Raw genomic sequence first — 22,868 nt, 5'->3', positions numbered from 1 at the left:
GATGGATAGGGGACAAGACTAATCTTGTTCCTTATTTTTTTTGTTATGTTTTCCGATGATCGTCTCAATTGTAGTTTTAATAAAATGATTGGTCCATTGTACGGTCCTGTTCAGATTAGGGCCCATATTAAAGCGGTAACCGCAATTGATTTCAAAGTTGGTGAAATAACTGATGGCCAAAAATTCCTGGTCTACAATAGATGGAAGAACACTGTAAGTGATTTCAGTATTGAGTGACAAAGTAATAAACATACGCTGTGTATTATACCCTGCAGATGCTTTGGTGTCCAATGCAGGCAATAAGGCATATCTCTTTCCTGTTCTAGTCGCCAAGGTATAATTCTGATGCTGTGCGCCTAAGCCTACTCCAATCATAGCTCCAAAATAAAAACCTTTCCATACCAGTGCTCCTGCGCCGCCACCAAGTACAGTGAGGTCGTTCATGACAAGCCTGCTCAATGTACCAAATTCAGATTCGGGGTTTCGGGCTAATGGAGGGAGAAAAGGAGCTGCCGCATTATAGTTTTCAGAGCGATACCTTAATTTAAAATAGGTGGTAAAAGCACTTTTGAGCTGAATTTCCTTTTGTTTGAAGATGGCTTTATAACTGAATTTTTTATTAGAAAAACGTACCGCATGAAGATTGATAGAGCGTGTGATAATATCATCTCTGATCAATTTCTGGGGGCTGTTCCACGTACTGTCGTAAATGGCAACATTTGTATCTGTAAAACCAGAATACCTGTAATATTCAGCATCTAAATACCATTTCTTCACAAAACCATCCACCCTCAAACGGAATACACTCGATCTTCCATAGATATTTTCATCATACTCTGAAATGGGTGTTTGAATACTGGCTCTGATGCCAAGATTTCCGAAGCTGATACCAAGACCAATCAAGTAACTGTTGTTCGGAACGTATATCACATCTTTAGGGCGGTCTCTTCTAACTAGAGCATCATTGTCCCACCAGTTTTTTGGAGGATAATTATTAAAAAGGAGTGTCAGTTTTGAATTGGAAAGAAAGATACTGCCAGTGATTTTGTCATCAATATCTCTTACAAAACCATGGATATGAGCGTTCTCGCTTACAGTTTGACTATAAACAGTTGAAGTGTTGAATAGGGAAATGAGCAAAAATAAAATGTGAACTATAAGAGCTCTCATACGATGGAATAATGAAATCAACCCTGAAAAATTACATTTTTTAGAGATATGTAACAAAAATAGAAGTGTTTAGACGAGTTTTTTTATAAATTAATCAAAATTTGGTTGATAATTACCATATATTATCTTTATTAATTTAGAATGTTATTACGTTGTATGTTTGAGTGCTATTTAATAATAACTTATTAAGTTTGTGCATAGATGTAATAATTAGATCTAAATTTCAGTATTAATTTCTAAACTTTTTAATGCTGAATTTATTTAACTTTTTATTCATTTTATAATATAAAACACACTGACTCTTAAACAATTATGCTTAATTTTCAAATTTATTTCCCAAACCTCAATCCCAACTTATTATTCAAGACAGTTTTAATTTTCTTTCTTGGAATTTTATCATTTAATACGTCAGCGCAGAAAGTGCCTGGCAATGCTTCTGACATTTCCCCTTTACTGATTGGAGAATATATACCAAAAGATATCATCTTAAGAGATGTGGAAGGTAATGAAGTGAATCTTAAAAAAGAGATGAACAAGAAACCTACAATTCTTATCTTCTACAGAGGCGGTTGGTGTCCTTATTGTAATAGACAGCTTTCCGGTCTTGGAGAAGTTTCAGATTATCTTGTAAGTATCGGATATCAGATTATTGCAATTTCTCCTGATACACCGGAGCATTTATCACTCACTTATGACAAGCATATGATGAACTACTCATTATTGTCCGACAGTGATATGACTGCAGCAAAAAGCTTTGGACTTGCTTTTGAATTGAATGATAAAGAGTTCAGCAAGTATTCCAATATGGGGATGGATATTGTAATGACAACTGGTGGAAAACACCGAATGTTGCCGGTGCCTGCAGTTTTCTTTGTGCGTCAGAATGGCGAGATCAACTTTGAGTATATCAATCCTAACTTTAAGAAAAGAATCAGTTCGTCACTGCTAATCACTGCCGCAGAGACAATGAGTTCAGAGTAGAAATTTAGCAGATCATTTCGTTTTGGTGATAGGCGTCAACGTAATTCTGATAGTAAGTGTTTATATTACAGTTAATAAATCTTTAACCTGTAAAACACTACTGTCATGGAAGCAAATATCTATTCTCAGCTAATTAAAAACATTGAATTACAGTTTCGGAAAAAATTGAAGAAACATCCTTATTCAAAAGGAATGGTAGTGACTATTTCTAGAGAATATGGGTCTGGTGTAAGAGATGTTGGAGAAAAATTAGTACAAAAATTAAATGATCAGAAAATAGGTTTCAATCTTAATGATCAACCTTGGAAACTGATTGATACTACCGTTATTCATGACCTTTCTGAAAAATTGAAAGTCTCTTATAAAGATGTACAAGAATATGTTCCTTTTGAGAAAAAGGGATTTATAGAACAGCTTATTCATTCTTTCGGTAAGAATTACAATAAATTAGACGGGCATTTAACCTCTGCTTTGGAAGCAGTAATGCATACTTACTTTGAAAGAGGTAATGTGGTGATTTTGGGTAGAGGTGGAGGATACTTTGCTTCTATGCTGAAAAATGCCTTAAGAATCAAAATCAACAGTACGTATCAATTCAGAGTGGCTGAAATTATGAAGAACCATAACTTAAGCTATAATGATGCAAAACTGAAGATGCTTGAATATAGTAAGCTGAGAAATGACTTCTTGGAACATATCCAAAAAGGAAATGAAGAGATTCACGATACTGTGATCGACAGAACCCGCTTAGATGATGAAACTTTAGCGGATTACCTTCTTTCTTTTACAAGCGCTAAAGCAAAAGACCTGACAAGGTTGAGAAATACGGCGCAGTTGGAAAAAGTATAGACAAAAAAATCCCTTCTGATTTAATTTCAGAAGGGATTTTTTATGTTTTCAGCGCTGTATTATAATTGTGTCTCTTCGTATTTAGAAGGGCACTTCATTAAAATTTCACTCGCTAAAAATTCTTGACCTTCGCCTTTTGCTCTGCCGATCACTACTACTTTTTCAGATTTCTCAAAATCTCGCATAGAAGCAGGAGGGGAGTAGCAAACTACTTTTCTAGCCACGTTTTTATCGTCAACTAAAGTAAAAGCAAGGTAGTTAGGGTCTTTGGCAGGGTTGTAATCAATGCCAATGACATTCCCGTTGTTGTCTTTTTGAAGTTCACCAATGACATGAACTTTTGAAGTGTTTCCGTCTGCTGCCAAGCTGTAGGCTTCAGAGAAATTAACATATTGGCTTGCATCACCGGCAGTGACTACCAGAATGCTGATCATCACCGCAATGATCACCAATCCAAAAATATGAGACTTTTTCATAGTATGTTTAGATGTGTTTTATTGTTCTTCTATCATTTTCTCCAACTTGCTTACCTTTTTATCTACCATAAAAAGATAAACAGTCATTCCTGCCCATAAGGCGATAATAACAGCTACAACTACATAAATTTTACCGTTGTCGCGCATTACATCAGCCATCTCGATTCCGTTGTTTCCATAATCTGCTGATGTGATAGGAATTTTATCTTGAGCAATTGCACTGATCACTGTTATTAATGATAAAGCGATCATTGAAAGCATCTTTTTCATCTTATATATAAATTTACTCTTTTTCTAATAATTGATTTTCAACCGTTCTCATTCTTACATTCAAACTTGTGAACCATACGCCTAGTAATGTCCAGCCAATGATAGCAGGGTAGAATATTAAACGAAGTTTACTATCCAAGTCATACGCATTGAAACCTGGATTTCCACCATTTCCAGGGTGAAGGGAATCAGTAAGGCGTGGCAGTACAAAAATGAGAGGGATAAAGATGGCGAACGCAAAGATGTTGGAGATCGCACTTATTCTTGCCCTTTGCTCTTCATCTTTAAATGCACCTCTTAAGACCACATAGCCAAGGTAAAACATCAAACCACCTGCGGCTCCGTTTTGTTTAGGGTCTCCACTCCAGTAGGCTCCCCAAGTGAATTTGGCCCAGATCATACCAGTCACAATTCCTAAGACACCGAAAAGGATACCTGTGTTGGCCAATTCTGCAGCCCAAAGGTCGTGTTTCAGATCCTGAGATTTCAGGTATTTAATGGAATAAACCATGGATGCTAAAAGCACGATGATCATTCCAAACCACATCGGAACGTGGAAATATAAGTTTCTGATTGTTTCGTTTAGTATGTCTAAGCGAGGGACTTCCAGTAATAATCCGCCTACAATGGTGTAAGCTATAAGAACTAATGCTGTAATTTTCCACCAAGCACCTTTCATTGCTGTTTAATTTAATTATTATCTAACTCCTCCAAAGATAAGGAAATAGGAGATAGGAAACTGTTATTACAATAATATCAATTGCTAATATGACCATGATTTCATCCAAGGTTTGACTCCTTGCCAATCCATCAATTGCATTTTTAGAAGCTTTGATTAACATAAGTATCATGGGCAGAATAGCTGGCAGTCCAAGGATTGCCATCAGCGTGTTATTGCCCTGGGCTTTGGATGCGATACCCGCCACCATTGTTAAAGAGGAAGAGAAACCTATGGCCCCTAATCCTACACAAGCCGCGAACATCCATGGATCTTGAATGGGATTGCCCAATACTATGCTGTAAACTCCCAAACCAAGGAAGGCAACAAGCAACATCAAAAGTGCATTGTAGACTATTTTTGATAAGATAATGGACTGCGGGCTTACTAATTGGTAGTAATAAAAGTGTCTTCCTCCTGCTTCCTGAGTGAAGCTTTTGGATGCACCATTCAAAGCCGTGAATAATTGTATGATCCAGAAAAGCGTGTTCCATGTGATGGGCGACAGCTCTACTCTGCGTTGGTTAAAACTTAAATAACAAACGAATATTGTACTTATAGTATACAACAAAAGTCCGTTGAGGTTTGAACGCTCCCTCCATTCCAATGCCACTTCCTTTTGGACCAGAACATTTATTTCTGAAAATATTGACTTCATATTAATATTTAAACACCGCAAAATTACCAAAAAATCATGAATAGATCCAATTGAAATTGAAACTTACTTTTTTTGGCACTTTATGTGTTTGTAGGTTTATACTATAAGTGTTCAATCGGATTGATTTTACATTTATTACCAATTAAATACTGCAGCAAACCTCACTTATTGTTTCTAATCCTTCATAACCTAATGATAAATATAGTAGTATAGCATTAAATTTGGGTGGTGCGTTAGAAATGAAGCAGTGTGTGAAGTAGCGAAAATGTATTTTCTTGGTGTGTAAGTACTAAGACAAGAATTAATTATCATTTATTTTCGACTTAGTAATTAATAGAAATTATTTCATCTTTTAACTTTAAAAATTACTCTTTTCCGTGTTTTCAGCAGAAAATGCGACTAATTATATGAAACAAACTTTTTTATATATTTCACTCTTATCTAGCTTACTCTTTTTTGAGGGATGTGTGCCCAAAGTTTGTCCAGCATATATCAGTTCATTTTATCAAAAAGATGACACTAGCAGTTTGTATTACGTAAAAAGTACTCCAGATACAATCAATGATTATTTTGTAGGTATTGGAGATACAACTTATACTATACATGGTAAGGTATCTTATATCAGTTACTTCTTAGACCGTGATTCTGTAGAAACGAAAGAGGAAGAATTGTTTGCTTCAAGAGAAAGAGGATGGAATGGTATGGTTGAGCCTAGAGGCCGTTTTTATGAGAAAATCCTGAAGACGGATAAGAAAAGAGCCAATTCAAATTACCCCAATTATATTATTGGTTTACAGCATAATCCTTATCCTCTGGAACTGACCGCTGAAGATTCTGTGATTAATTTTATTCCTGAAGATAGTATTTACCTTGTTTCTGCATCAGATTCTTTAGAGAATATGCTTTTTGCAGGAGGGCCGGGCTATGATGATTCCATGGTGGCAAAGGAACTTCCTGACCAGAAAGATGATGAACCGAATGAAGAAACTAATGATTCACTTCCTCCAATGCTCTATGACGGGTATGTTTACATGAAGAAATACGGTGAAAGAGTGGCGAAAGAAGATAGTATGCGTGCAGGCTTTTTCCTTGTTCCTGATTCTATGTATTTGGTAGAGCGTAAATGGTATGAGCTTTGGAAACCGAAGCATTATATGATTCCTAAGAGAGTTCTTGATGGAAAAGATGCCAATAAGATGGCGAAATATGAAACAGATTCGTTGTCACAACTTCCAAAATATGATTCTTTAGGAAATGAAATCGTAGAGGAGAAAAAAGGTTTATTTGGCAAAAAGAAGAAAAAAGAAGAGACTGCTGAAGAGGAAGGAGACTTGACGGATGATTCTACAGCATCAGACGATGAATCGGCAGTGGATGATGAGACTGCTGAAGCAGAAGAACCGAAAAAGAAAAAAGGACTCTTCGGTAAAAAGAATAAAGACAAAAAGAAAGACGATGAGCAAGATACATCGGCCACTGAAGATGAAGATTGGTAATGATGATCTTTAAAATATTTCAACCCCATTTTAGGTAGAACTAAGATGGGGTTTTTATTTTGAATGAAGAAACGAGAACCCAATGAAGAGTGTGTGACTTTTTTTCTTCCTCACAAATAATACCCAACGAACCAGAACACGGACCACCTTCATTCTTAATTCTTAACTCTTCTCCCTTCCCTCAAATCCCCTTCATTGTAGTTTGGTACTTCGTAGTTAATTATCGAAATTGACCTTTTATAATTTAATCGCAATCCTATTAATAGTTACGATTCATGAAAAATGTACATGCTGACCTTGTTTCTCGCTACATCAACACTACAAACTGCAATGTTTTTTTAACCGGAAAAGCGGGGACTGGAAAAACAACTCTCTTACGATCTATTGAAAAAGAAACACATAAAAATGTGGTGGTTGCCGCCCCTACAGGTATTGCTGCGATCAATGCAGGAGGCGTAACAGTACACTCACTTTTCCAGCTGCCTTTTGGTGCATTTATCCCTGATGAAAACCTTCAGTTTAATGAAGGGGCAACTACAGTGGCACATATCAACACACCGAAATCATTGCTCAAACAACTTTCTATGAAAAAAACGAAGCGTGATATTCTTCGTAATCTGGAACTTTTGATCATAGATGAGGTCAGTATGTTGAGGGCAGATATGCTGGACGCGATTGATTTTATTCTTCGTTTGATTAGAAAAAGAAAGAATGAAGCTTTTGGTGGAGTGCAAGTACTATTTATAGGAGATATGTTGCAGTTGCCGCCTGTGGTGAAGAATGATGAGTGGCAACACCTTTACAAATACTACAATAATGCTTATTTCTTCAGTGCAAAAGTTTTTCAAGAGACTTCACTAGTGCATGTGGCATTAGAAAAAGTATACCGTCAATCTGACCCTTTGTTTGTGGATGTATTAAATCATCTCAGAGAAAATAAAATTACGGCGGATGATTTGAAAGTACTCAACTCTTTTTACGATCCTGACTTTGAGCAGTCGCTGGAAGATGGCTATATACAGCTTACCACTCATAATAAGATTGCACATGAGAAAAATGAAGGGTGGTTACAGAAAATAAAATCGAAAGAGTTTAAATATAAGGCGAAAATTGAAGGAGAATTCTTTGAGAATCAATATCCCAATGAAGAAGAATTACGACTGAAAAGAGGTGCTCAGGTGATGTTTATCAAAAATGATTACTCTGGGGAATCGAGATATTTCAATGGTAAAATTGGCCGTGTTTCTTCTTTGTCGCATGAGGGGGTTTATGTGAAATTTGAAGATGGTGAAGAGGTGAATGTGGAGCCATACATTTGGGGAAACAAAAAATATGTGCTTAATAAAGAAACCAACGAGGTGGAAGAGCAGGTTATTGGAGAGTTTCATCAGTACCCGCTGCGTCTGGCTTGGGCCATTACAGTACATAAAAGTCAAGGGCTGACCTTCGATAAAGCAATTATTGATGTAGGAAAAGCTTTTGCGGCAGGTCAGACTTATGTGGCTTTATCAAGGTTGACGAGTTTGGAAGGATTGGTGCTTTCTTCTTCTATTTCAGCAAGAGGGATTGATATTGATCGTCATTTAAGTCAATTCACACAGAGCAATCAGACGGTAGAAGAACTCACTCCGATATTAAAACAACAGAGTAAGAATTATATCTACCATACTTTATATAATACGTATAATTATCAGTTTCTCTCAGAACAGTTGTTAGAACATGTAGCTTCTTATAATAAAGATGGAGGTACTTCTAAAAAAATGGCACATAGAGAATGGGCTAAGGCAATTCATGAGAAAGTGAAACAACTGGTGAAAATCGGCAACAAGTTTATTCATGAAGTACACGCTATTATCACGGAGGAAAAGCCAGGGTATATTCTTCATTTATTGGAAAGGGTGAGCAAAGCCAATAAATATTTTGATGGACAACTGAAAGCAGAACACATCAATGTACAGAATAAACTGACCTCACTTGATGGTGTGAACGGTGTGATGGGGTATAGAAACGAGCTGATCGCTTTGTCTTCCTTATTTTATAATCACGCAAAGAAACTGTTACGTGCCGAACGTCTGATTATATCTTATCAGAAAAATGAAGATTTGAAAAAAGAGGATGTAGGCAAGCCGGATTACAAAATTGCTCATAAAGCTACTGAAATAAAGTCTTATGATAAGCCGAAAGCAAAAGCATCAGATACTAAAAAGGCCAAAATAGCGACACATATTCAGACGTATATCTTATTCAGACAAGGTATGACGATGGACGAAATTGCCACAGAGAGGGGCATGTCTTTGAACAGTGTAGAAACGCATTTTGCAAAATTGATTGCTTTGGGCAAAGTGAATATCAAGGAAGTCCTTTCTAATAAAAAACGATTGATCATAGAAGGAGAATTGGAAGAGGCGGATTCAATGTCTTTGAAAGCGATCAAGGAAAGTTTGGGCGATAGATACAGCTATGCAGAGATTAAATTTGTGATTGCTTCTATCGAAGCAGCTAATTCTTAAGACCTTTCATGAATAGTGAGCAAATATTCATTATTTAAAGAATGCTATAGTTTCAAGGAATATGTATAGCACTGAATTATAAATCACAAAAATTATTTACCTTTGGGAGTTCAAAAAATAGGACCATTTATTTTTAAGTCATATTCCGTTGAAATTGCGGAAGTAAACAAAGAACAAAAATGATTATTGAACCTAAAACTAGAGGTTTCATCTGTTTGACAGCACACCCAACAGGATGTGAGCAAAATGTGATCAATCAGATTGAATATGTGAAGTCAAAAGGAGAAATTAACGGTGCTAAAAAAGTATTGGTAATTGGTGCATCTACAGGTTTTGGATTAGCATCTAGAATTACTAGTGCATTTGGATCAGGCGCATCAACTATCGGTGTATTTTTAGAAAAAGGTCCATCAGCAGGTCGTCCAGCTTCACCAGGATGGTACAACAGTGCCGCTTTTGAAAAACAAGCAACTGAAGCAGGTTTATATGCGAAAAGTATCAACGGTGATGCTTTCTCAAACGAAATCAAGCAGCAGACTATCGATATGATCAAGGAAGACTTAGGTCAAGTTGATTTAGTAATCTATAGTTTAGCTTCTCCAGTGAGAACGAATCCTAATACAGGAAAAAGACATAAATCGGTTTTAAAGCCAATCGGAGATGTATTCTCTAACAAAACAGTTGATTTCCACACAGGCAACGTTACTGAAGTAACAATCCAGCCTGCCAATGAAGATGACATTGCCAATACTGTTGAAGTAATGGGTGGTGAAGATTGGGAAATGTGGATCGACGCTATGAAAGAAGCAGGTGTTTTAGCAGACGGTTGCCAAACTTTTGCTTATTCTTATATCGGACCGAAATTAACGGAGCCAGTATACAGAAAAGGTACTATTGGTGCTGCGAAAGATGACTTGGAAGCCACTTCATTCAAAATTGCTGAGAAATTAAAAGACATCAACGGTAATGCTGTTGTTTCTGTTAATAAGGCATTGGTTACTCAAGCTTCTTCAGCTATTCCAGTTATTCCTTTATACATCTCTTTATTGTACAAAACAATGAAAGAAAAAGGAATCCACGAAGGTTGTATCGAGCAAATCCAACGTTTGTATGCTGACCGTATTTATGGTGAGGATATGCAATTGGATGAGAAAGGTAGAATCCGTATTGACGATTGGGAAATGCGTGAGGACGTTCAAGCTGAAGTTGACAAGCTTTGGGCTATCGCAACAACTGAAAACTTATCAGAAATCGGTGATCTTAAAGGATACTCAGACGACTTCTTCAACCTGTTCGGTTTCAAAGTAGAAGGCGTAGATTATGATGCAGATGTAAACGAAGTAGTAGAAATTCCTTCTATTTCATAATTTGAATCATTCTGAAAGAAAACACCCTCATCATAGCTTTTATGATGAGGGTGTTTTTTATTTACAGCAGTTTCTCATAACAGTTGAACAATCCTTTTCGGAAGGTCACTTGTCCAAGGTTTTTATAACCTATTTTCTCATACAGCACATTGGAAACAGGATTTTTAGTAAAGGCGTCAAACCGCAACGATTTTAAATCATAAGCTTCCGCCAGTTCTTCCCCAAATTTCACAAGCTGTCTCGCTATACCTTTACCTTGAAAATCAGCATGTACAGAAAGACGGTGCATCACCAAGAAATTATCACCTTTATTCAGCCATTCTATCTCATTGTATTCCACATCATATTCCTGATTGAAAATCACATAGCCGGCGAGTTGATAATCATAATAAAAACCATAAGCATGTTGTTTGCCAATGTCTTTTTGTATGTCCTCGATCGTAGGGTAGTGTTCATCCCATTGATCAATTCCCATTGCCTTCATTTTAACAATCACACTTTTTACAATCTCTAATGCCTGTGCAGCATCATTTACTGTCAGCCGTTTGATCATAAATTTCTATCTCTTTTTCTGGTTGTTGAATTTTCATTTTGTCAAGGTTCTTCTTGATCGGCTTGATTACATCTTCATATGAAGAAAGCAACGAATCAGGAAGGGGATCAGACGAAGGAATTTCCTGTCTTCTTGGGTCTACTTGTTTTCCGTTTTTCCAGAATCTGAAACAAAGGTGCGGACCAGTAGCTAAACCCGTTTTTCCAACATAACCAATCACATCACCTTGCTGTACCTGTTTTCCTTTTTTGATGCCTTTTTTGATCTTAGACATGTGCAAGTACTGAGTGGTATAAACAGAATTATGTCTAACTTTTACATAATTTCCGTTGTATTTTGAATACCTCGCTTCTACAATTGTACCGTCACCTACACTATGAATCGGTGTGCCAATTGGAGCTGCATAGTCAGTACCTAAGTGCGCCTTATATCTTTTCTGTACCGGATGATACCTTCTTCGTGAAAAAGAAGAAGAAATTCTAGAAAAATGAAGAGGAGCCTTCAAAAACTCTTTCTTCAAGCTATTTCCCTTTTCATCAAAAAACTGCTTTTTCCCCTCATAATCATACTCAAAGGCATAATATTTTCTGTCTTGATGCTTGAAATAAGCTGCCTCAATATGATCAATGCCAATAACATTATTATCAACTATTTTTTCATATAAAACCACTTTAAAAGCATCACCTTTTTGAATATGAAAGAAGTCAATCTGCCATGCAAAAACATCTGAAAGTGCATTAACGAGCACAGGTGACTCGTTAAGGTCAATCAGTGATTGATACAGAGAATTATTAATAGAGGCCGATACCTCTCTTTTATTTAATACAATAGGTTTGTCGCCTGTATAAACTTTATTGCTGTCTGTCAGGTCAAAAACTACATAATGAATAGGGTCCTCCTGATAGATGAAATATTCTAATGTTTGCAGAGAGTCATTGGCTTTCAGTAAAGTATAATCATTACCCCTTTTCAGTTTACGAACATCAAATACAGGTTTCGCATTATTGGCCAACTGAAAGATAGTAGGAAAACTTACATTATTCTCTGAAAGGATATCCGATAAATTTTGATTTTTTTTAACCACATTTTGCTCTACAATCAAACTGTCTACATTGATCTTATAAAGGTAATTAGAAGAATCAATTTCTACGACCAACGTATCTTCCTGTGGGACGTCAACTTGTTCTTTATGTTTGGAACTGAAATCGCAGGAATAGAATAACCCACTGATAATGACTAAATGAAGTATGTTTTTTAATGAAAATAGGCTTTTAAACATAAAGGATTGAAACGTTTGTAAGTACTTAGTATTTTAAAATAGCAGAAAGTATTTTCCGTAATTTTCGAAATTAAATTAAATCTTTAGCATTTCAATAGGTAAAAAGCAGAATGTTAGATAGTTTAACTTGAATTAACGTCAATCGATTTATTCTTTTAGTTCATAGATTTTTACTGTTCTAAATAAGAGCTTTCATGGTAATCAATCAGTTAAAGTCACCTTTTGTATGAAAAATAGATCCTCTTTTGTGAGTATGTACTCTAGCTTTTCAAGCAGGGGAGGCTATTTCGTCATTTTTTTGAAAAATTGACTAAAATGTGTCCTCTTTTTTAAACGAATAATATGGAACTTTGAAATTATGAAATAACAATTTCTCTATTCTCTTGTTGTTGACTTTTGTTTACGAATACATGGTAAGTTAGTAGTAAAGTGAAATTTCATCCTTCGTATCTGTGAATAAAGTTAAAGCTTTTAACAAGTACACTGTGTTTGTAGGAGTTATTAGGGTATTTATCTTAAATTTTTCATATATTTCCGTAAAATTTTGATGATCTAACTCTATTTTAACATTTACACTGTGTTATTAATTTTCAATTAAATGAACTTATTGTGAGCTACTTAAAATTAATGGTGAATTTTTCTTAACAATCAACTTTGAGTATTAATTACGAATTACTGTGTACACCATTTTTTAAGTAAACCTTTTTTTGATTCAATTAACACGACAAACATAATTTTTTATTATGAAAAGGCTATTTTTTCTTCTAATTCTGGGTTTAATCCTCGGAGTAGAGAGGCATGCTGTTTATGGACAAGTTGTGCCTGTAGATGATTTACTTAATCATTCCTTCCGACTCAGTGCCGGTGATTATAACGCTGGTGATAATTCATGGAACGGATACCATGTAGACGGAGACAGAAATAAAACTGCAATTAAGTTTCAATATGATTCTGATAAGCTAGTTTCATTTAATGCAGGAACTGGAGAAGGTATAAACAAAGCTCCAGACTATAATGAAAACGGTTTTAATGATAAGCCTACAATACTTTTTGATGGAAATGCAGCAATGGTAGCAACTATTGCTCCTGAACTTAAAATTAAAACAAAGACTTTATTTGTTATTTATAAAGTTGCTAATGATGCTCCAACAAATGCATTTATGAATCTTTTTGGAGACATTAGATCTGGAGTATTTTTAGATTCAAGAAAAAATCCTCCAACCATAAGATTTACAGCTAAGGATTCTAATACTAGTGCATCGTATTCTGTTAATTTTAATAGAACGTTCACTGGCCCAATTTCAGAAAGCAATAGCCCCGTTCCTTATACAAAGGGAAATGATAGCTTCAAAATGTTGGAAGTTTCATATTTTGAGAACTATGATGGGGTTGAAATAGATGATTCTAACTTTTTATATATAGGTGAAGTTAATCAAGATATTTTTGTTGGAGCTTTAGATAAAAGTCATTCATCTGATAGAGAGCATGTTTTCAAAGGGGAAATCGCCGAAATATTAATTTATGATGATGTTATTGATGCTAATGAAAGGGCATTAGTACGCGATTACTATGAATCTGAATATTTGGATATCACTAAGTGGTATACATTCAAGCATAACATTCCTAAAGGATGGGATGATGATTATGTTTGGACGAAGGATCCTGACGGTTTGTCTATTATTCCAAATAATAAAGACAATAGACCAGAGGCAGGTGATGAAATACATGTTTTAAATGGACAGTATGTCACTACAGCTTCTACTCTTCCTACATTGACAAAAGTTGTAGTGGAAAAGGGGGGTACTTTAGACTTTAAAGGTGATTTAAATACTTTTGGAGAACTTACTGGAGAAGGAGTAGTAAGAATTTCATCTGATAATATTCCTGTAGCAGACGGTTTGACTGATAAAGGATTTTTTACAAAAGATGGCGGTACATTAGAAATTTATGGTACTTCTGATATCACATTCCCTAATAATATCGAGTTCAATAATCTATCTGTGAAGTTGGATGATACTTCTAAAAAAGTGTATATCCAAAATCTTAAACTGAATGGAAATATAGAAATAGCTAGTGGTAATATTGAATTTGATGCAAGCGGTGATGAATTGACGATTGACGGTGATATTCTCATTGGTAAAAATGGAGGATGGACTTATGACGGTCATGCAGCAGATGATGGTTCTAACTTTAAGGTGAGAAATAAAATTCTTACTCAAGGAAACTTTACCAACTTTGGTGAGGTAAATGCTCCAGATTTATCAATCAAAGCAGTAAATGCAACTTCAGAGCAAACATTCCGAATTGCAGCAGATGCTACTTTGGCTCAGATTAGAGTGGAAAAAGCCTTTAAAGAAAATACATTATATGTATATGCAGAAAATGATGTGACGTTTTCTCTTATGGCTACCAGTGATTACGGTGGACCTCAAGATGCAGAAGTTAATAAAGAAGATGATTATGCTTTCTCTTTATTTCAAGGAACATTACGTTTAGGAAGAAACATTACTTATGATTTAAAAACAGGATCAGGCAATAGAAATATCAATCAGAACTCTAGACTGTGGATTTCTGGAGCTGATGTTTCGATGGGTGGAGATACTCAGAAAGCTACTGCATTAGTAATTTATGGTGATGTTTTAGTAACAGAAGGAACGCTTGATTTATATAATAATGGAGTTGGTCCATCTTCAGGTTTTACACTGAGAACAGATGGTACATTGCAAGTTGATGGAGGTGAAGTTTTCACTAAGATGTTAAGAACATCAACATATGGTAGTGCACATAAAGGAGCTTTTATTCAGCATGCTGGTGATATCACATTCAAAGGTAATGGAGATAACCATAGTATGTTATCATTGCCTTGGCCTGACAACACATTTATTATGAGTGGTGGCCGTTTGATGATTGAAGATACAGATGGAAGATCGGATAAAGGTCTATTTATTGGTGTTACTTCTTCTAACTATAACGTCACTGGCGGTACTGTTATCATTAAGACTGACGAAGGTTTTGGTTTGACAAGTACAGCGCCTTTCTACAACTTAGAATTAATGGAGCTTAATCCTGCAACAGGAAACAAAGCGACAGTGACTTCAAGAGGAAATACTTGGAATGTATCAGGAGCTGATCCTAATGTTGTGGTGCCTGTTCAAGACTTGAGAGTATTAAATAATTTCAAAGTAGAGGCATTATACAAAGGTGGAAATAAAGATATTTATGTTGGTGGTAGTTTAATTATTAAGAAGCATGATGCTTTAGGTCATGATAAAGATAATTTCACTTACAATAGACTTGTTTTCAATGGTCGTGAGAATGGAGAGTTATTTATTGACTACCAATATCCTTATATAGAGGAGGGAGGAATAAATTATGTTGTAAATAGAACAGATACTAGATCAGGTACTGTCACTAATACAAAGAAAGAATGTTCTAGTTGTCCTAATGGCTATCATGAAATGGAGACTAGAACTATAGATGGGCAAGAATACCTTGTTGAACCAGCTGGTTCTGATCTTGCGGAGTTCAATAATTTTATCACAAGTCACTTTATCATCGATAAAGAGGTTCCTGAAGCTAAAATTACAATAAAAGCACATCCGTCTTATTGGAGAGCAAGTGATGCTGCCATTGATTATTCAGATAAAGATATTTTCAGAAACCATCAGAACAACTCCAACTTTTTAGATATCCATGGAGATTTACAGGTATTGAAAGGAGTTCTTGATCATAAAGATTTTTCAATAAGACCTCTTAAAGGTGATATTATCAACTATGGTACAATTGGTGTTTTTGTGCCAGGAGTTACGGCTTCAAATGCATTGTTGAAATTAAGACCTGCGAATCAAGGTGTAAAGTTAACTAAACCAGGTGCACGCTTTGGTAACATAAAAATGTTCATGGAAGGTACTGGTATCGAATTCACTTCTGATGTACATATTGACCGTTTGGTATATTATGATGGTTATATTGATATTGGTCGTTATGAGTTAGAAGTAGATCAATTAGGTTATACAGCTTTCCAATATATTGCTAGAGATTCCAATAATGGAAATGCTGTGACAGATCCAGGTTTTGGTGACTCGCCACGTTTCGAGGAGTATCTTAAAAAAGTCAAATCAGGTGCCGTTTTTAATGATAAAGACATTATATCTTTTATCCTTACTGATGGTAAGTCTTCTTCAGGTGGTCTGAAATTGAAAGTAGATAATGGTACTTGGGCTCAATATTATAAGTATGATGGAGAAGACAATACATTACTTTTCCCATTGGCTATAAAATATGGTGATACTGATTTTGAATATACTCCTGCTCGATTATCAATAGAAGATGTTTCTGCTATTGATGGTTATATAAGTGTAAGACCAGTGAATACAGTCTTGCAAACTGCTGATAATGATGGGGGGAATCTTGCAAAAGTGAATTGGAGAGTAGAGAGATCAGGTTTTGATGAAAGTTCTTTGTCAGTATTACCAAAAGTAAAGTGGTCTTTCCAAGTCAATAATGGTGCTGATACAGAAAACAAATTCAGCCCGGATGCTAATAAGTTTACTTTAGGAGCAGGTAATGTTGTAACAGGTTATGTAAGCGGTAAAGTTTTAAGTGGTGATGAAAAATTAGTTGAGCTTTACGGAAACGCTGGTATTACTTATCCTTCATCATCTTACCAAAGAGAGTATGGTGAAGATGGAAGTGTAGTAGGTGAAACAACGTTAGCCTTACATGAGAATTATTCGAATAATGGTACATTAGGTAACCCAGGTTATGAAAAGCACAAATCAAACCTAAATTCAACACCTGTACATTATACTCAAGATAAAATCTTAATCACTTTTGATAAAGTCTGGGATGAAAGTGGTGTAGGTACTGAAGGTTTCTTTGCGCTAGAAAATGCAAGTTATACGTTTGGTGAGCAAAACACTTTTGAAGGTGAGCCAACCGCTTATTACTACTGTAAAAACTGTAGAGCTGGTATAAGTAATAATAGTGATTGGACCAATGAAGATAGCTGGTACGTTGAAGTAGGAGGTACTTTAATCCCTATTACTGATGACTTATCAAAATATCATATTCCAGGTGAAGGTGATGTAGCTATTATTGGTTCTCCAAAAACAGGTTATGATCGAGATAATGTTGGGAAACAATTTAAAGGAATTGTAATTCCTGAGGGTTATGACTTAACGATTGCAGAAATCAGATTCGAACAGCAGTTTAAGTCAAGAGAAGGTAAAAGTATTAAAATCAAAGAAAGTGCTATTTTCAAACCTGGCTTAGTTACTGGTACTGCAGAATTGAGTGTTGATATAAATGCTACTTATGATGCTGATGATAATATTATTTCAATCACAAGGCCAGTCATTGAAGGAGACTTTAATAGCTGGGCTATGAATGATAGTAGTGTATTTAAATTACAAGTACCTACTGGAGATAATATAGAAATTCCAACTTATCCTTCTATTCAGGTTTACCCAAGGTATGAACTTTGGAACAGAGAGCAGGAAACAGATGATGATGACCTTGTGAAAAATGCTAATGTTTATTTGTCTAGTGATTTAAAGGCAAAAACTTTAGACATCTTTAAAGAAGTGGCATTGTATGTAAGAGGAGATCAACCGGAAGGAGATATTTTTATAGAAGGTCAGATTTTCCTTAAAAACGGAGGTGATTTATACTTCACTGATGGTAATTATAATCATACGGTGGAAGCGAACTTCTTACTTCTTGATAACCATATTAAGAAAAATGAAGATGGTTCTATTCGATTTGAAAATAAACCTGAGGTCAAGGTAGACCGCTACTCAGTATCTACGGTTGGTGCTCATCATACAATGTATTTAAACGAAGGTATAAAGTCAAAAAATACTATTGATACATTTGATTTGTTTGGTCATGATGGCGTTGGGCTTGATTTGATTGATATCAATAAAGTACCAAGAGTATCTTTAGTATTCAATGGAGAAAGTGATGGAGAAATTGACTTAAAAGATACGGATGAACTTAAGCTTTATGATTTTGTAGTCAACAAAGGTTCTTCTTCTAAGGTCATAAGAGTAGAAGATAAGATTTCTTTTGCTAGACCTGCTGATGGAACATCTGACGAAAAGCCAATTCAGTTAGTGAAGGGTGGTGTTGAATTTAATTCTTCGAATATTGATATCGACCTTAACTCAGGTGGAGGAAACTTTGCAATTCCAGTAGGTACAACACTTAAGATTACTAAGAATGCAATTGTAAGAGTAACATCTGATAATGGTGGTATTGAATTAGACGGAAAAATCCATGTTAACGGCGGTTCACTATTAATGGCAGATGCTGGTAAGGAAAACTATATAGAGTATGGTGCAAGTGGAGCATCAACGATTCTTCTTGAAGATGGTATAATCAAAGTAGGTTCACAAGTGAGAAGAAAGTTGACAACTACTACTGGTGAATTGAACTACGAACAAACAGGTGGTGCTTTCGAAGTAGGATCTCAAGGTATTTCTTCTGCATTACATCAAGAAAGAGGTGTTTTTGAAATTTATAACGAGGGTTCTATTAAACTGAACTTTGATCATAATATTGGAAATGGAAGATCATTTATTGTGAAAACAGGTGCGATGATCAATCCTACAATCCCTTATGTGAATATCACTCCACTTTCTTCTGAATTTAGTGATGATGCTAAAATCGTTTTCGAATTAGCAGATGGCTTATCTGAAGTATCAACTTTTAGATCAACAGATGATGTAAACTTGCCAATTTTATTAATCAAGTCTGGAGAGGTGAAATTAATGCCTTTATCAACGGACAAATATTATCAGTTAGCTGGTAAATTACAGATTGAGTCAGGAGCAACGTTTAACCAAAATGGATTTAATGTTCAGTTTAAAAACGGCATTGAGAATGATGGTGCTTACATTGCTAATGGAGGTAAAGTAAAATTCAACAGTGGCACACAGCAGAATATTGATAGATTTGATAATAATAATGCATCATCATTCCAATTAAATGACCTTGAGGTTTCTGGAGCAGGTACAATCTTGAAACTGAATAGAGCTTATTTTGATGTTGAATCAGGTAAAGAAAATGGATTAAAAGTAGAAGGAGACCTTACAGTTAGTGATAATTCTACCATTATTCTAAACAGAAACCACTCCTTGTATTTAACGGGTGACTTTATTGGAGAAGGTGATATTGTAAGTGATAACAAAAAAGAGGCTCTAATCCTGAATGGTAATCAAACTCAAAACATAAGAAGTAATAACATCAATATTTCTTATTTGAAGATTAACAACAATTCTGGTGTTTCTACAGAGATCATAGGTGATAGTTTCTATGCATTTACCATAAACAATGCTTTGACGCTTGAATTAGGTGTTTTAGCATTGAAAGATAATCATATGTTATTGTCAGAAAATGCTGAGATCAATGGTTCTGATGGTAGAAGTAGAGTATCAAGTTTCTCTGATCAGAATATGATTCTGTTGTCAGGAAAGAGAAGAAGTGGAGGAGTTACAAAACTTTTCCCTGCGAATACAGCAACAAGTAAATCATTTATTTATCCATTAGGAGTTGAAGATACAGAAACAGCTGTTTATAAATTTACTCCTGCAGTAGCAGAGTATACAACAGGAGCAAGTGTATATGGTGTGAACGTAAACATTTTGGATAAAATGTTCTCGCCAGCAATAGCAGATGGTAAAACAGAAGCTGACGCCCGTATTTTGGATTATACTTGGTTCTTGACTTCTTATGATCAGAATGGTGATGAGATTCAAATTAATGATGACTTGAATATAGATTTTGAGCTTTATTATAATGAGTTAGATATCGTCAATGATGCTGATGGTACAGCAGAAGCATCTTATGTTGAAGCTGTCAACTATGACAAAACAGGTATATGGAAAATATTATCTGACGGATCTAATATTGATAAAGGCGATCATATTTTCAAGACCTCTTTTACAAAGGATGCATTACATGTTTTCAATAATGGTTATGTGGCAGGAGTGTATATGATTGGAGATCCTAATGATTTCAAGAAATATACAATTCCATATAAAACAGCCTCTTCAGTAGATTTCTCTACAGAACAAAATTGGAGTGATGCTATTTGGGTAAAAGCAGATGGTACAGAGAAATCATATGATTTATTGGATGCTAGTTCAAATAAAATTGGGGAATATACCATTTTTGAAATTAAGCTTGCTGGTGAAGATACGGTGTGGACTTCCACGCTAGTGAATGCTCCAGAGTTTACCAATATATTGATTGATGAAGGAGCAAAAGTAATTCTAAATAATCCTCTTGAGCAAGATGTTCTAGACTTGAGAGGTGAATTAATCTTTAACGTTGCTATTCCTGGTACAAAGTTCAATAAAGTAAAAGGTTCTGGTCGATTTGTTCGTAGATCAAACATGGCTATTCCTGATAACTGGAGAGAATTTTATACTGTGGATGCAGGTACTTTAGTCATGGACTTTTCTTCTCCAAATGCAGGTGGTATTCCTTATCCATTACCAGATGACTTTAAAACTGGAGAGTATGCAAATGTGAAAGGTTTAGAGTTAATGAACTCTGCTTATACTGATGGAGATCCAATCATTTCTTATAGATTCAGTGATGAATTATTAGTTTTAGGTAAGGATGGTTTGAAAGTAGGAGAAGGTGTGAAATTCCAGTTAGAGTCAGACTTGAAAACAACCTCTGGTGGAGGTGTTGAGGTAGCAAATGTAGGAGAATTAGAACTTCCTTCCGGTGCCAATATCACTATTGATGGAGATTTGACAGTAAGAAAGGAAGCGAAGTTAACTGCATTAAATTCATCGATTCAATTAGGAGGAGATCTTACAATTGAAAAAGTAGATAGAGAGGTTGATGGAAAGCCATCTAAAGGATTGAATTATGATTTGAGAGACTTTACTCTTGAGTTAAATGGTACAGCTCCACAAACGGTTTATGCTAAGTTTGGTGCTTACCCAGGTGAGTATCTTCCAATCTTGAAAGTAAATAATACACATAACTTTAATGTATTGGGTACACCATCAGTTGTATTAACAGATACAATTCATGTTGGAGATGCCTTACAGTTGATCAGTGGTACTGTAAACTCTACTGATGAAGGATTCTTGTTCTATGATGACTTTAATAACAATTTACAGTCTAATGGCTCTGGTAATAGTTATGTATTAGGTAGATCACACTATCAGGTGAAGTCTATTGATGGTAAAGTAGCAGGAGGTATGATTTTCCCGATAGGTTCATTACAAGGAGGTTTTAGACCAATTGGTATCGGTAGTCTGACTGCGAAAGGAGCATTGCCGAAAAGTAGTGCAGCACAACAAAATTCTTCTAATACAAGAACCGCAAGTAATGCTAGAGTAGCGAGAAGTGAGGATGTGATCATTTGGTCAGTAGAATATACACATGATATGATTGATCTAGAAGGATCAGTAGGTAGGTATCCTGAGGATATTACGACTGTAGAGGAAGGTCAATGGCACTTAGTTCCATTAGTACCAGCAGGAGGACCAGCTACAGTATCTACAGAGTTGAATTATATTTCTACTGAAAACCAAGATGTAAATAGATTCTTACTGTACTCAGATGCAGAGTCAGCGGTAGGGTCAGAAACATGGACTTATATAGGAAATGATTCTTCAAAAGCCATTGTAGGTGGTAGTAAGTTCAGTGAAGCGTTATTGGATGATGAGCATTACTTCTCATCAACATCTGGTGACCCGATCATTTTTGATACTAAAACTGGACATAGTAAAGACAAAAAAGGAGGATCAGGCTCTAGAGTGAATACTAGTAATGCAAGAACAATGGCTTCTGATATTACTGTGGAAGCAATGATTTCTGTAGGATTTACAGTGGAAGAGCTACCAGTAGAATTGATCTATTTTGATGCTGAAGTAAAAGACGATGAAGTAGAGTTACAATGGGCTACTGCTTCAGAAATCAACAATGAAGGTTTTGTTATTGAGAAATCAAGAGATAATCGAAATTGGGAACAGGCAGGGTTTGTAGAAGGTGTAGGTAATAGTAATGTCAATGTATCTTACACTTATGCTGATACTGACCTTTTTGCTGGAAGAATGTATTACAGATTAAAACAAATTGATTTTGACGGTAAATACGAGTATTTCGGACCAATTAGCGTATTAGTAGATTCAGATAGAAGTACAAGTGATATCTTATTAAGTCCTAACCCTACAAATGGACAGAATACTACTCTTTCGTTGATCGATATTGATACAAAAGCAATTTCAGTATTTATCTATGACCACAATGGTAGAACGATTGATAGTTTTGAACGTGAGACTATTTCTAACTATGATGTGATCGAGTTAAACACAAGTACATTAAGTTCTGGTGTTTATCTAGTGAAGGTTGTTGCAGGTAGAGATGCTTTCGTGAAAAAGCTGATTGTGAGATAATAATAAAGGTTTCATAGATTGAAAGGCCATGCTGAAAAGTGTGGCCTTTTTTATTTTATCAAAAGAAAGAATAGTAACATTCGCAGAGCAGGTATGTTATTCAGTTTAATCATAGTA

The 22,868-nt window shown here is 35.4% G+C and carries 13 protein-coding genes; 6 read left to right on the top strand and 7 right to left on the bottom strand.

Features of this window, described 5'->3' with window-relative positions; all coding sequences use genetic code 11:
- Positions 1 to 18 precede the first annotated feature (18 nt).
- A complete protein-coding gene (locus HHU12_RS18205) occupies positions 19 to 1,140 on the bottom strand; it encodes a DUF4421 family protein (protein ID WP_169658165.1) in 1,122 nt (373 codons plus the stop codon).
- Between the two features lie 342 nt (positions 1,141 to 1,482).
- Between HHU12_RS18205 and HHU12_RS18200 the strand changes: the two genes are divergently transcribed.
- Together HHU12_RS18200 and HHU12_RS18195 are read left to right on the top strand one after the other, a co-directional pair.
- Positions 1,483 to 2,151 carry a peroxiredoxin-like family protein gene (locus HHU12_RS18200; protein ID WP_169658164.1) on the top strand — a complete coding sequence of 223 codons (669 nt, stop codon included), beginning with the start codon at positions 1,483 to 1,485 and terminating at the stop codon, positions 2,149 to 2,151.
- A 105-nt stretch (positions 2,152 to 2,256) separates the two neighbouring features.
- A complete protein-coding gene (locus tag HHU12_RS18195; RefSeq protein WP_169658163.1) occupies positions 2,257 to 3,000 on the top strand; it encodes a cytidylate kinase-like family protein in 744 nt (247 codons plus the stop codon).
- A gap of 59 nt (positions 3,001 to 3,059) precedes the next feature.
- Here the strand turns inward: HHU12_RS18195 and HHU12_RS18190 are convergent, their stop codons facing one another.
- Genes HHU12_RS18190 through HHU12_RS18175 form a run of 4 tightly spaced genes read right to left on the bottom strand, consistent with a single transcriptional unit; the run spans position 3,060 to position 5,122 of the window.
- Positions 3,060 to 3,476: a cytochrome c maturation protein CcmE domain-containing protein gene (locus tag HHU12_RS18190; RefSeq protein WP_169658162.1), complete on the bottom strand. Its 417-nt coding sequence runs from the start codon at positions 3,474 to 3,476 to the stop codon at positions 3,060 to 3,062.
- Positions 3,477 to 3,494: 18 nt separating this feature from the next.
- A complete protein-coding gene (locus HHU12_RS18185) occupies positions 3,495 to 3,746 on the bottom strand; it encodes a CcmD family protein (protein WP_205959924.1) in 252 nt (83 codons plus the stop codon).
- Between the two features lie 13 nt (positions 3,747 to 3,759).
- Positions 3,760 to 4,425 (bottom strand): cytochrome c biogenesis protein CcsA, encoded by a 666-nt coding sequence (gene ccsA / locus HHU12_RS18180; RefSeq protein ID WP_169658161.1) that lies wholly within the window; start codon positions 4,423 to 4,425, stop codon positions 3,760 to 3,762.
- Positions 4,426 to 4,447: 22 nt separating this feature from the next.
- Entirely contained in the window at positions 4,448 to 5,122 is a 675-nt protein-coding gene (locus HHU12_RS18175) for a heme exporter protein CcmB (protein WP_169658183.1), read from the bottom strand.
- A 407-nt stretch (positions 5,123 to 5,529) separates the two neighbouring features.
- On the opposite strand from HHU12_RS18175, the gene HHU12_RS18170 reads away from it, so the two are divergent.
- From HHU12_RS18170 to fabV, 3 genes are all read left to right on the top strand, one after another.
- On the top strand, positions 5,530 to 6,618 hold the full coding sequence (locus HHU12_RS18170) for a hypothetical protein (protein ID WP_169658160.1): 1,089 nt from the start codon (positions 5,530 to 5,532) through the stop codon (positions 6,616 to 6,618).
- 275 nt (positions 6,619 to 6,893) lie between these two features.
- Positions 6,894 to 9,128 (top strand): helix-turn-helix domain-containing protein, encoded by a 2,235-nt coding sequence (locus tag HHU12_RS18165; protein WP_169658159.1) that lies wholly within the window; start codon positions 6,894 to 6,896, stop codon positions 9,126 to 9,128.
- Positions 9,129 to 9,307: 179 nt separating this feature from the next.
- Positions 9,308 to 10,495 (top strand): enoyl-ACP reductase FabV, encoded by a 1,188-nt coding sequence (fabV, locus tag HHU12_RS18160; RefSeq protein WP_169658158.1) that lies wholly within the window; start codon positions 9,308 to 9,310, stop codon positions 10,493 to 10,495.
- A gap of 61 nt (positions 10,496 to 10,556) precedes the next feature.
- Here the strand turns inward: fabV and HHU12_RS18155 are convergent, their stop codons facing one another.
- Positions 10,557 to 11,048 carry a GNAT family N-acetyltransferase gene (locus HHU12_RS18155; RefSeq protein WP_169658157.1) on the bottom strand — a complete coding sequence of 164 codons (492 nt, stop codon included), beginning with the start codon at positions 11,046 to 11,048 and terminating at the stop codon, positions 10,557 to 10,559.
- Complete coding sequence (locus HHU12_RS18150) at positions 11,023 to 12,327, bottom strand: M23 family metallopeptidase (protein ID WP_169658156.1); 1,305 nt, start codon at positions 12,325 to 12,327, stop codon at positions 11,023 to 11,025. Before HHU12_RS18150 ends, HHU12_RS18155 begins: the two co-directional genes overlap by 26 nt.
- Before the next feature lie 743 nt (positions 12,328 to 13,070).
- On the opposite strand from HHU12_RS18150, the gene HHU12_RS18145 reads away from it, so the two are divergent.
- On the top strand, positions 13,071 to 22,751 hold the full coding sequence (locus HHU12_RS18145) for a T9SS type A sorting domain-containing protein (protein WP_169658155.1): 9,681 nt from the start codon (positions 13,071 to 13,073) through the stop codon (positions 22,749 to 22,751).
- The last annotated feature ends 117 nt before the right edge of the window (positions 22,752 to 22,868 follow it).

The organism is Flammeovirga aprica JL-4, from assembly GCF_012844305.1.
Classification (GTDB): domain Bacteria; phylum Bacteroidota; class Bacteroidia; order Cytophagales; family Flammeovirgaceae; genus Flammeovirga; species Flammeovirga aprica.
This window is presented reverse-complemented; position numbering and strand designations above follow the sequence as displayed.